The organism is Maritalea sp. S77 (assembly GCF_049801075.1).
Lineage (GTDB): Bacteria > Pseudomonadota > Alphaproteobacteria > Rhizobiales > Devosiaceae > Maritalea.
This window is the reverse complement of record NZ_JBNAGG010000001.1, coordinates 1,039,514-1,051,232: the sequence shown is the minus strand read 5'-3', so window position 1 is coordinate 1,051,232 and position 11,719 is coordinate 1,039,514. Positions and strand designations below refer to the sequence as shown.

The following is an 11,719-nucleotide window of genomic DNA, read 5'->3' as shown; positions in this document are numbered from 1 at the left end:
TCACCACTATCACTGAGATGAGCCAGAAACGAAGGAGAAATTTTTATGGATCAGATGGCTGAAATGGCAATGGGCTACTGGCCGATTGTGTTCAACGCAATCAAAGCACTGATCGTTCTAATTGTGGGTTGGATCGTGGCTGGCGCCGTTTCTGGTCTGGTGCGCAGAAAGGTCGCTGCCAATGAGCGGATTGACAACACGATTGGAAATTTTATCGCCGCGATCGTGAAATGGGCCATCCTGCTGATGGTTGGCATCACCGTTTTGGGACTGTTCGGCATCGAAGCCACATCGCTTGTGGCCGTTATGGGCGCGGCGACATTAGCCATCGGCTTGGCATTGCAGGGCACACTGTCCGACTTGGCGGCAGGCTTTATGCTTATTCTGTTCCGCCCCTATAAAAATGGGCAATTTGTCGATATTGGCGGTACGTCTGGCACCGTGGTGGATATCAACTTGTTCGTGACCGAATTGGTGACACCCGACAATGTGCAAATCATCATCCCCAACGGCCAAGCGTGGGGCTCGATCATTACCAACTATTCCCATCACAAAACACGTCGCTGCGACTTGCTGTTCGGCATTGATTATGGCGACGATGCGGATGTTGCGATGAAAATCATCGAAGATCTCGCAAAAGCAGATGAGCGTGTTTTGGATACGCCGGAGCCGTGGCTACGTGTGACCAATTTGGGCGACAGCAGCGTGGATATTTCTGTGCGCCTATGGTGCAATGCGGCCGATTATTGGAACCTGAAATTTGCCATGACGAAAGCAGTGAAAGAGGCCTTTGATAAGGGCGGAATTTCCATTCCTTACCCACATTCTGTGGAGATCCAAAAGGAAGGCTAAACCCCAGCTGCAACGAGGTAAAATGAGTGCCCGCCGGAAAACCGGCGGGCTTTTTGATTTCATGGAGCGCTCAACGCGCTCTATTTTCCAAGCCAATTCAGGATGGCCTGATTGGTCTCTTCAGGCTTTTCCTGTTGAATCCAATGGCCGCAATCAAGGCTGACTATATCCACATTTGGCACAAAATCAGCGAGGTTTTCTGATTTTGGGATCATGTCTTGCTCGCCGTAAATCATCAAGGTTGGCTGCTTTATGATTGGATCGACTTCGGCCAATAGATGCCAGTTGCGATCCATATTGCGATACCAATTGATGCTGCTGGTGAAACCGTTCTTCTCAAACGCAGAAACCAAAACCGCTAATTCTTCATCGCTTAAAATTGGGTCGCCAAAAGCGAGTTCCGCTTTCGCGAGATTGATCATCATCATGCCCGGTTCTGGCGGGGCGAGGGGCACATTTTTGCGGTACAGATTGTTGAGAAAGCGTTTTGTGTTTTGATCCAACACGGCATCGGCGATGCCCGGTTGGCGGTTGAAATGCACGAAGTAGTGATCGCCACCAAAAATTTCCTCCAAAAATTCAATCCATGGCTTTTCGGTGCGTGCCTGATAGGGAAGGGCCAAATTGATGATTTTGCGCACGCGCTGCGGGTGCAGTTGCGCCAAGCTCCACACCACATTGGCGCCCCAATCATGACCAACAAAAATCGCATCATCATAGCCAAAATGATCAAGCAGAGCGACGAGGTCGCCCGTAAGGTGCGCAATGTCATAGGCGGTCACCTCATCTGGGCAAGATGAATGACCATAGCCCCGCTGATTGGGCACAATGACATGATAACCCGCCGCGGCAAGCGCTGGAATTTGGTGCCGCCAGGCAAATGCATGTTCGGGCCAACCATGGCAAAGCACAATTGGGTTGCCGCGATGCTCTTGGCCAGCCTCAAAAACTTCCAGCTCAACGCCATTGACCGCGATCATGGTGGGTTGAGGAAATTCAGTTGAATTGATCATTATATCCATTTGTCTCTACCTGCTCACTTTTCGAGATATTTCGCAAAATGGAGACTATGGATAAATATGCCATTTTCTGACATATTAAATGCATGGGCGACAATAATTTTGAAAAGCGGGCCGAACGGCGCAGCAGGCTTTTAGGGTTGTTGCGATCTGAAGATCATTGGACAACAGCCGATTTGCGCACGCAATTGGGCGTCAGCCAACGTACCCTGATGCGCGAGTTGGCGGCGTTGAAAGAGGCGGGTTATCCGATTGACTCTGACCGAGGACGAGGCGGTGGCATTCGGCTGGATGGGCGCTGGGGCATCGAGCGGCTGAACCTAAGCCATTATGAAGTGATCGAGCTGATCCTCTCCCTCGCGATTGTCGAAAGCCTGCAATCGCCGTTGCTCACCAGCAACCTGAAAGCCATTAAGCAAAGGCTGTTTCAAGCCTTTCCACAAAAGCAGCGCAGCGCTGTTAGCAATATCCGCAAGCGGGTGATGATTGGCGATAACGCCAACAAATTTATGCTCTCAGAATATGCGCCTCCGCCACAACAAATCTCCGAGCGCATCGCCGAGGCGTTCCTGCAGCAGGGGCTGTTGGAGATCGACTATCAAAACGAAGCCATGGAGCGCCGCACGCGGGTGATCGAAGCCCAATATATCCTGCTCAACTGGCCGATCTGGTACATCATCGCCTGGGACCACCTGCGCGATTCGTCTCGCGTGTTCCGCATTGACCGGATCAAACAGGCAAAGCTGGTGGAGGGCAGTTTCACCCTGCGCCCGAAAGAGGATTTTACCGGAATTTATCGGCCATTTTATCAGACGATTTAAAGGGGAACATCGTGTCGAAAGTCTCAGCTTATTTCAGTCGTTGTGCATAATCTTTTAGCTGATCTCTAAGTACATGGTCAGTATTGTAGAAATAGAAGCGAAGTTTTTCCATATATTCCGCATCTGGATGGCTATTTCCACCCGAGAGTAAAATATCAATTAGCATTGCACGTATTTTGCTACCTTGTGCAAGATCTGACATGTCGTTCAATATGCAATTGTGTAAATATTGAACGAAATGGATACTGATTTCATCTGACTTTGCTACTCTTAAAAAGACTTTTCCAATTGTCGTTGCTGCACCAATAGGAATGATCCATAGGTCAGTCTCATCACTATTTTGTTTCACCGTATGGGGTGAGTCTTGTTCTATGTGTTTGCTTGCAACTACCCAATTGCCTAGAACATGGACTATTTCATACAATAAACGTGCACTTGTCGTTGGGAACTCAGAGTGTTTATCAAAGCCCGGTGCAGACTCTGTGTAGCAGTTTACCAGCTCGTCGGCGAAGTGCTGAAGATACATCAGCCACATATGATAGGGCAGTCCTTGGCGTATGGCTTCGTTCACCATTATATCAAAAAAACGTATGGCTACGAACGTGCAATCTTTCCAACAAGTTTCCTCAAAGTTATCAGGAGGATCGTTTAAATTTTCGTGGTAACTGGTTTTTGAACCGGCCCGAATATGATTGATGACGTAATCTCCGACAGGTTTCCATACTGCAAGCCGCTCTGCTGTTCTTATATTGCTAAACAAATAACTCAGTAAATAGTTTTGCTTGGCAATTGCATATCCAAAATCACTATTGATGTTCTCGTTGTTCGATATTTCTTGATATAGCCTGCTACTGCTTTCTGAAATTAAATCTTGCATTACCTTATCCGCAAAATTGAAGCGGGATTGCAGTCTAATGGACATTAAATCCGGTAATATATCAGGTCTCATAGAAGTAATGAAGCTTCGAAGTTCATTTGACTGTAGCAAACTTCGGAGGATACTTTCCGCTTCTGCTTGCACCTTGTATTGGCCAGGCACGAGCTTCGACGTCCAGCTGATGCTATGCCTGAATTTTTCGTATACAGCTTCGAGAGTTCTTGTTTTTTCGTCTTTGGCTTCTTCGCTTTGGCCAGTTCTGAGGGTTTGCACATTTTGTCGTGTAAACCAGTTTCTATTAGCAAGCCAGTCGTGCAATTTCTGTATTGAAAGCTCTCGATTAGCTGTCCTTTCAATTAGTTTAAGATTAGGTCCCATGAAGTGCAGTAATTCAGCAAATCGCTGTGTGAGGAGTAGCTCCTGAGTGATTTTACCAATTGCCGAAATTGAGTTGGAACCTGGCTTTAGTATGTTGTTGAGTACGATTGCCAATAACATCCAGCAAAAAGCAACTAAGAAAGCAGCTTGTTGAGGCGTGAAGTTTCCTCCTTTTTTAAAGCTGATCAGGTCGCATATTTCAGGTTCATTTACATAACAGGGCTGCCCCAGAACGTAGAAAAACTCGAAATATAGTACCAATAGGATGGCAAGAAAGGCTAGCGGAATTTGGTATTTCAAATGTAGCTGGACACGAAGGCGGGTCACAGGAGGAAGAATTGCATAGAACGCCACAAATAGCGCAATAAAGCCAAGAAATCCGTCGAGTGTCATTTAGAAAAACCTAATAAAACTAGAATGAGTTGATTCCGACGATATAATATTAATTGATTGAAATCACGGCAAAATATCCGGAACGACGTCCCCAAAATAATGGAGTACCGTGTGGGGACACGACAATTGGGGCGTGCACTCCGATCAGGCGGAAGCGGTTTTAGCTGGCGGATATTAAGGCGTCGCCTATCCGCTGGCTTTTGCTATTGCATTTACCGACATATGTCGGTATAAACGCCATTATGCGAACAAGATTGACGAAAAATGATCGCCGCGCAGGTATTCTGGCAGAAGCACGAAAGCTATTTGCGGCTCGAGGCTATGCGCGCACCGAAATGGAAAACATAAGGCTTGCCTGCCAATTGTCGCGCGGGGGGCTTTATCACCATTTTGGCAACAAGCGTGCAGTGCTAGACGCATTGGTGGAAGAGGAGATATTGGCATTGGCTGATGTGCTGCGAGAAACCAGCGTGTGGCCAATTGCCGTGTTGCTAGATGCTGGGTCGTGCCATTTGGGCAACGACCCTGGCATCGTCGCCAATCTGAACACCAAAGAAGAGCAGCTGGAATATCTGTCCAGTCTCGAGGTGGCGATGGGGCAGCATTTGAACAAAGTGCTGGCCTTGCGGTTCGGGGACATCATTCGCCCCGAATTTGACGCAGGTCATGTGGCGGAGCTGTTTCTAACGGTCAATATGCATATCAATCGGCGCCAAATTCTCGGCGAATGGAACGATGCACAGGCCGCAGGATTTGCGGCAACCGCGCTTCAAGCCCTGGAGAAATTCTTAAAAGATCCATCAGAACTACAATCCGCAATTGCAGAACTCAAAAAGGTTGGGAATGCATGATGCCTGTGCTTTTTCTCGGACTTACATTTGCCATATCACTCGCCGGCTTTGCGTGTATCTGGGCAATCCCGGCCGCCAGATCTCCCGAAACAGCAGTGGGGCTGCCATTCTGGCTGATCATGGTGTGGGGGCCGACACTGGCCGCACTGTTGGTGAGTGCTAAAAACGGAAGCTTACCCGACTTATTGAGCCGTACCGTCAAACTATCGACAGTGCCGCCCGAAGTTTGGCTTATGATCATCGCACCCATCATACTGCTTCTTTTGATGCGCCCACTTGCGCAGGAGGCAACAACACCGCTCAATGTTGGGCTCCTCTTCGCGATGATTGGCTTTAACCTGATCCTTGGCCCATTGGGCGAGGAACTGGGGTGGCGCGGCATTCTTCAGGAACATCTAAACCAAAGATTTGGCTGGTTAGAAGCATCATTGATTGTGGGAGGAATCTGGTTGATTTGGCATTTGCCCTTATGGGCAATCGACTCGCCCCACGCGCAGATCGCGCTGCCACTTTTTGCGGTGCACGTTATGCTTTACTCTGTGATCATCGGGGCAGCCTACACAATTTCTGGTGGCTCAATATTGCCTGCAATCTTGATACATTTGTCGGTCAATGTTGCTGCAAATCTAGCCATATTTGCAGGATTTAAAGATCCCAACTCGTGGTTTTCCATGAGCATCGGGCCCTATCTCGTGCTTGCGATTTGCGCGTGCATTATCGTTTTTGCACGAACCGGACAATCCGGCCTGCGGTGGCTGCCCTTCTAAAAGCGTTATGGCGAATTGCATATTTGAACGGCAGAACAATGCCGCACTAAAAAATGTCCAGAGCGCCGCCCCAAAATGTTGGAGTACCGTGCGGGGGCACGACGATTGGGGCGGTCGCTCTGGTAGAGAGCTAAGTCTGGTGGCTAGCGGGCCAAAGGATAGGGGAATCCTAGAACAGACTTAGCTGCGGGTCGTCTACTTTCGGAGGTGTAAAAAGGTCAGTACGCAAATGCGGCAGGCGCTTTTTCATGCCGTAGCGTTCCAGCGCCAGATCAAACCGGCGTTGTAGCGAGAAGGCATAGGGGCCTTGCCCGGCCATGCGCGAATGAAACCGCGGATCGTTTTCGCGACCTTGCCGCACATCGCGCACAAGATTGAGCACATGGCGCAACCGGTCCGGATAATGCCGCAGCAGCCATTCGCGGAACAATTGCCGCACTTCACCGGGCAGGCGCAGCATAATCATGGCCGCGCCACTTGCCCCATTGGCAGAGGCAGCGGCCAAAATCTTTTCAATCTCCGCATCATTGATCGCCGGAATGATAGGGGCAACCGCCACAGAAACGGGAATGCCCGCTGCTGACAACAACTCCACCGCTTCCAGCCGCCGTGCGGGTGAGGACGCACGGGGTTCTAACTTTCGGGACAAAAGATGGTCGAGCGAGGTGATGGAAATGGTGACATGCACCAGATTTTGCTTGGCCAACTCGGTCAATAAATCCAAATCCCGCACAATCAGGCTGGATTTGGTGGTGATGGTGATCGGGTGCTTATGCGCCACGAACATTTCAAGCAAGGCGCGCATGATCTTCTTGTCGCGCTCAATCGGCTGATAAGGGTCCGTGTTGGTGCCAATAGCAATTGGTTTCACACCATATTTCTTATTCAGCCATGCTTCATAAAGCCGATCTGCAGCGTTGGTCTTGGCGTAAAGTTCACGCTCAAAATCCAGCCCTGCCGAATGGCCCAGATAAGTGTGTGTCGGCCGGGCAAAGCAATAAACGCAGCCATGCTCACACCCGCGATAAGGGTTGATGGAGCGGTCAAAATGAATGTCCGGTGAGTCATTTTTGGTGATGATGCTCTTGGACTTTTCGTCCCGAACCGTGGTTTTCACCGTCTCCAACGCATCAAGGTTGCCCCAACCATCATCCATGGTCTCGCGGCTATAGGGTTCAAACTTTGAGGTTTGATTGGATTGCGCGCCGCGGCCGCGATTAAGATGTGGTGCGATAATGGTGCGCGACAACACATCCGCATCGCCGCTTTTTGCGATACGCGCCAGGCTTTCCGGTGAGGGCGGAAATACTGCGTTCATTCCCATTTTAGTCTCCGTGCCTTTGGCGCAAATAAGCGCGCTCAGTTCAAATCAGTTCAGAACCGATTCTTAGCACAGAAATGAGAACAAAAAAAGAACATTTAACGCGATTTTAAGAAGTTCAACCGCGCCGAAAACGGAGCTAAGCCCCGTCAGTCATGGTCTGGCGCCACATTTAGGCGGGGGATATTATCAATGAAATTGCACGGCTTGTGACGACTATCCAATTGATAATTGATCACGCCCTGCCAGCCATCACGGCAGGCACCTTTAGAGCCGGGTAGGCAGAACACCAGCGTGTCCCGCGCCAAGCCTGCCGTGGCGCGGCTTTGCAAGGTGGAGGTGCCAATCTGCGCAGCTGAATATTGATGGAACAGCACGGAAAACCCATCAATACGTTTGTCGAACAACGGCTCAAGCGCTTCTGGCGTCACGTCGCGCTTGGCAAAGCCAGTACCGCCTGTGGTGATCACCACATCAATGTTCTCATCTGCGAGCCAAGGCTCAACCACGCCACGAATGGCGTCCACATCATCTTTGACGATTTGCCGATCCAAAACCTTGTGACCGCTTTCCTCAATCATGGATTTGAGCAGCGCACCGCTATCGTCATTTTCCAGGGTACGCGTGTCGGACACGGCCAAAATGGCAATGTGCAGCGGGATAAGGGTTTTGGATTCGTCGATATTGAATTTGAACATTGCAGCTCACAAGAAGTTAGGCGCTGATGGCGCGTTTGAACTTTAACATATCATGCCAAACAAGCGCCTTTTGCGCGGGCTTGTTGAGCAAATGAGAAGGATTGAGGGTGGCGAATGCTTGGGTGCTGTGCCCATCGATTTCCACTTTATGAGCCTCGCCACGCAGGCGCAAAATGCTGCCTTTTTGGTTGAGGACCGCGTGAGCTGCCTGTTCCCCCAAGCAGAGGATGAAATCTGGCTTGATCAACCCCACTTGGCGTTGGAAAAATGGCATGCAAATATCATGCTCAATCGGCGAGGGGCGACGGTCGCCCGCGGGTCGCCAAGGTAAGATATTGGTGCGGTACACATTTGCATAGTCGAGTTGGATGGCTTCCAAGATCTTTTGCAACAGGATGCCCTCTGCCCCTTGGAAGGGGAGGCCCACCATATCATCCTGTTTGCGCGGGGCACCGCCGACAATCATGATGCGAGCATCTTCTGGCCCTTCGCCAAATACAAGCTTATCTGCATGGCGTTTCAGCGGGCAAGCATCAAAATTGAGCAAGGCTTCGCGTAAATCTTTGAGGTTCTCAGCGGCCTTGGCCGTCTTTTGCGCGACTTCAACCTCAGTTTTGCCCGCAAGGTTTTGCTGTTTCGCAACAGGCTTTGCGTCCTGTTGCTCCAATAATGGATTGGCAATTGGTCCTGACCCGTGGGACACGCCACCTGATTGCGCTGGGGCAGACTGAATTGGAGCCTGTTGCTGCGGTGCGGGTGCGCTGACGGGTGCCTTCGGTGCGGCAAACCGATCGATTGCTTCTTCTTCCACCGCCAAGTCGACACCCATCGCATCATACCATTCCAAAAGCCCAGCAAGGCTGGCAGTATCCGCATCCAAATAGGCAGCGCCGGGCACAGGCGCAAAGGCACCTTTTTCGGTTTCGTCTTCTGATGGTGGGGCAGTGTCGCTCATAAAACAGTCTTAGCGCATGAATTGACGTGCGCCTAGCGGTTCACACCGAAATTTGAACGAATTTTTGCGCGAAAAATTCCGCACACATCCTTGCGCCTCAGCCATAAAATCGCCAATCTATGCGTTAAATATCGCTTTGACCGAATCCAAATCAATTAAGGGCTATCCCAAACGTGATGAATTGTTCAAAAAAATTGCAGCACCTCGTTCTGGCTTCAGCAATGGTGTTGGGACTAAACGTGACCGCACACGCGCAAGACACGACCAACATCGAACAATTTTCGCTCTATCATCCCTCGATTTCCGGCAGCTATTTGGCTGGTCGCGGGGCGTTTGAGGATCGCGAGAATGATCTGGCAGCGTCTTACTTCCTAGATGCGCTGGAAGCGGATTGGGGCAATATCGCCCTATTGGACCGGGCGTTCGTTTCTTTAGTGGCCGCCGGGCGCGTGGATGAAGCCGAAATGGTAGCAAAGCAATTGCTGAGCGTTGAGCCAGAGAACGAATTGGCCCGCATCGCCGTTGGCGTCGTGGCACTCAAAGAGCGTCGTTATGCGTCCGCGCTGAAGGCGCTGGAAGGCATGTCTAAGGACTCGCTGTTCGGCATCACCGGCAATGTGATTTGGTCTTGGGCACTAACCGAGGAACGCGGTGGCCTCGCTGGCGTGGAAAATCTTGAACCCATAAGCCAGCCTGGTTTTAAAAACTTTCTGGTTTTCCAAAGCGCTTTAATGGCCGACCTCGCAGGTAATGCAAGCCAAGCCAATGCGCTTTATGAGCAAGCATATGAGGCCGACCCATTTGTGTTTCGCATCGTGGAAGCCTATGCGCGCTTTTTGGGCAATCAAGGCAAACATGATGAAGCGCTAGATGTGATCCAGCGCTACAATGATCGCGGGCTAACCCATGTGAACATTGAAGTGCTGGGCGAAACCTTGCAGCAAAAGAAGCGTCCCGGCCGCATGTCAGATAATGTGCAACAGGGCGCAGCTGAAACGCTACGCGGATTATCTTCCGCCTTGTCGCGCGAGCAAGCCTCAGACATCTCAATCGTCTTGATGCGTTTGGCGAGCTATCTGCACCCAAAATCAGACCTCATTAAATTTTCAATTGCGGATTTGATGGAGCGCGCAGAGCGCTATGAAACGGCGAATGCCCTTTATGCGCAGGTTGACCGCAAGTCGCCATTGCACGGGCAAGCATTGGTACGCACCGCTGAAAATCTGCAAGAAATCGGCGATATTGATGAAGCTATTCGCAAGCTTTCAAACTTGGCAAACACCATGCCGGACAATTTGACCGCGGTGATTGCACTTGGCGATGCCTTGCGTCGCGATAAGCGATATGGCGAAGCGGCAAAAGCCTATGATCGGGCGCTGGATATGACTGGTGGCGAACGCGCCATTGATTGGCACCTTCATTATGTGCGTGGCATCGCGTTTGAACGCGAAGGCGAATGGGAAAAAGCTGAAAGCGATTTCCTAAAAGCGCTGGAGCTGAACCCAGACCAGCCGCAAGTACTGAACTATCTCGGCTATAGCTGGGTCGATCAAGAATTGCAGCTTGAACGCGCATTGGACATGATTGAAAAGGCTGTCGCGCTGCGGCCCGAAGATGGCTATATCGTAGACAGCTTGGGTTGGGCCTATTATCGCTTGGAACGTTTTGAAGAAGCAGCGGAAACGCTGGAACGCGCCGCGCGTTTGAGCCCAAGTGACCCTACAATTAACGACCATTTGGGTGATGCCTATTGGCAGGTCAATCGCAAACGCGAAGCGAGATTCCAATGGTCAATTGCATTGGAATTGGCGGGCGAAGATGATGCGGAACTCATCGAAGAAATTCGCGAAAAGCTAGATGGGAACCTGAGCGCGCTTAAGCGTGTGGCGGAATTGAGCAACTAACCCATGAATGCTGAATGGCGCGAGCCAGCCCCTGCCAAGATTAACTTGGCACTCCATATTGTGGGCCAACGCAGCAATGGTTATCACGAGTTGGAAAGCTTGTGTGTGTTCACCGAGCTTTGTGATGAGCTAACGGCCACGTCCGCCGACGTGGACGAATTGGGGCTCACCGGGCCATTTGGTGCGGCGCTAAAGGGCGAGCGATCAAACATTGTCTTGAAAGCCTTGGCGCTGTTTCGCTGTGAATTTCCAGATACTTTGCCCGCTGGTCTCAAGATCGAATTGGACAAGGCACTGCCAGTTGCCGCGGGCATTGGTGGCGGGTCCGCCGATGCGGCGGCCATGTTGCGGCTGGCCAACCGCATTTCAGGCCTCAATCTCGAGCTAAAAGATATGATGGGCATGGCGCTGGAACTGGGCGCTGACGTGCCCATGTGTCTATTATCGCGCACCGCCTTTGTGGATGGCGTGGGAGAAAATTTGGACCCGATGCCAGACTTTCCCAAATTGCATTTGGTGCTGGCCAATCCGGGTAAACCTGTGTCCACGGCAGATATTTTCCGCAAATTGACGGAAAAACAAAACCCACCACTGCACCGGGATGCCGCAGACTATCGGCACATTACAGCGATCACAATGTGGCTGGAAGGCACGCGCAACGATTTGCAAAAGCCAGCAATTCAATTTTTGCCAGAAATCGGCGAGATGCTAATGGAATTGGGCGAGCAGAAGGGGTGCCTCTTGTCCCGAATGTCCGGATCTGGTGCCACCATATTCGGCATGTTCGGCACCGCAGGAGAAGCGATGTTGGCAGCACAAACGTTCCGCAAAAGCTGGCCGCACGCTTGGGTGGCTCAGTCAGCAACGCTTTAGGAAATTGGCG

11 protein-coding genes are annotated in these 11,719 nt (G+C 50.9%); 6 read left to right on the top strand and 5 right to left on the bottom strand.

Features of this window, described 5'->3' with window-relative positions; all coding sequences use genetic code 11:
* Positions 1-45 precede the first annotated feature (45 nt).
* On the top strand, positions 46-852 hold the full coding sequence (locus tag ACP15Y_RS05020) for a mechanosensitive ion channel family protein (RefSeq protein WP_424981899.1): 807 nt from the start codon (positions 46-48) through the stop codon (positions 850-852).
* An 80-nt stretch (positions 853-932) separates the two neighbouring features.
* Here ACP15Y_RS05020 and ACP15Y_RS05015 read toward each other — a convergent pair whose 3' ends face one another.
* On the bottom strand, positions 933-1,865 hold the full coding sequence (locus tag ACP15Y_RS05015) for an alpha/beta fold hydrolase (protein ID WP_424981898.1): 933 nt from the start codon (positions 1,863-1,865) through the stop codon (positions 933-935).
* A 92-nt stretch (positions 1,866-1,957) separates the two neighbouring features.
* Here ACP15Y_RS05015 and ACP15Y_RS05010 point away from each other — a divergent pair, with 92 nt between their 5' ends.
* Positions 1,958-2,692 carry a helix-turn-helix transcriptional regulator gene (locus tag ACP15Y_RS05010; protein WP_424981897.1) on the top strand — a complete coding sequence of 245 codons (735 nt, stop codon included), beginning with the start codon at positions 1,958-1,960 and terminating at the stop codon, positions 2,690-2,692.
* A 28-nt stretch (positions 2,693-2,720) separates the two neighbouring features.
* Here the strand turns inward: ACP15Y_RS05010 and ACP15Y_RS05005 are convergent, their stop codons facing one another.
* Positions 2,721-4,340, bottom strand: coding sequence for a hypothetical protein (locus tag ACP15Y_RS05005; protein ID WP_424981896.1), 1,620 nt, complete (start codon positions 4,338-4,340; stop codon positions 2,721-2,723).
* Positions 4,341-4,594: 254 nt separating this feature from the next.
* On the opposite strand from ACP15Y_RS05005, the gene ACP15Y_RS05000 reads away from it, so the two are divergent.
* Positions 4,595-5,191 carry a TetR/AcrR family transcriptional regulator gene (locus ACP15Y_RS05000; protein ID WP_424981895.1) on the top strand — a complete coding sequence of 199 codons (597 nt, stop codon included), beginning with the start codon at positions 4,595-4,597 and terminating at the stop codon, positions 5,189-5,191.
* Positions 5,188-5,958, top strand: a complete 771-nt coding sequence (locus ACP15Y_RS04995) for a lysostaphin resistance A-like protein (RefSeq protein ID WP_424981894.1) — start codon at positions 5,188-5,190, stop codon at positions 5,956-5,958. Before ACP15Y_RS05000 ends, ACP15Y_RS04995 begins: the two co-directional genes overlap by 4 nt.
* Before the next feature lie 169 nt (positions 5,959-6,127).
* On the opposite strand, the gene ACP15Y_RS04990 is transcribed toward ACP15Y_RS04995, so the two are convergent.
* The 3 genes from ACP15Y_RS04990 to ACP15Y_RS04980 all read right to left on the bottom strand — a co-directional run bounded on the left by ACP15Y_RS04990 (position 6,128) and on the right by ACP15Y_RS04980 (position 8,932).
* Positions 6,128-7,276 carry a PA0069 family radical SAM protein gene (locus ACP15Y_RS04990; RefSeq protein WP_424982465.1) on the bottom strand — a complete coding sequence of 383 codons (1,149 nt, stop codon included), beginning with the start codon at positions 7,274-7,276 and terminating at the stop codon, positions 6,128-6,130.
* Positions 7,277-7,428: 152 nt separating this feature from the next.
* A complete protein-coding gene (moaB, locus tag ACP15Y_RS04985) occupies positions 7,429-7,977 on the bottom strand; it encodes a molybdenum cofactor biosynthesis protein B (protein ID WP_424981893.1) in 549 nt (182 codons plus the stop codon).
* Between the two features lie 16 nt (positions 7,978-7,993).
* Positions 7,994-8,932, bottom strand: coding sequence for a uracil-DNA glycosylase (locus tag ACP15Y_RS04980; RefSeq protein ID WP_424981892.1), 939 nt, complete (start codon positions 8,930-8,932; stop codon positions 7,994-7,996).
* A 176-nt stretch (positions 8,933-9,108) separates the two neighbouring features.
* On the opposite strand from ACP15Y_RS04980, the gene ACP15Y_RS04975 reads away from it, so the two are divergent.
* The gene (locus ACP15Y_RS04975) at positions 9,109-10,836 is read left to right on the top strand and encodes a tetratricopeptide repeat protein (protein ID WP_424981891.1); all 1,728 of its coding nucleotides are present in this window, start codon (positions 9,109-9,111) and stop codon (positions 10,834-10,836) included.
* 3 nt (positions 10,837-10,839) lie between these two features.
* Positions 10,840-11,709 carry a 4-(cytidine 5'-diphospho)-2-C-methyl-D-erythritol kinase gene (locus ACP15Y_RS04970; RefSeq protein ID WP_424981889.1) on the top strand — a complete coding sequence of 290 codons (870 nt, stop codon included), beginning with the start codon at positions 10,840-10,842 and terminating at the stop codon, positions 11,707-11,709.
* Positions 11,710-11,719: the final 10 nt, after the last annotated feature.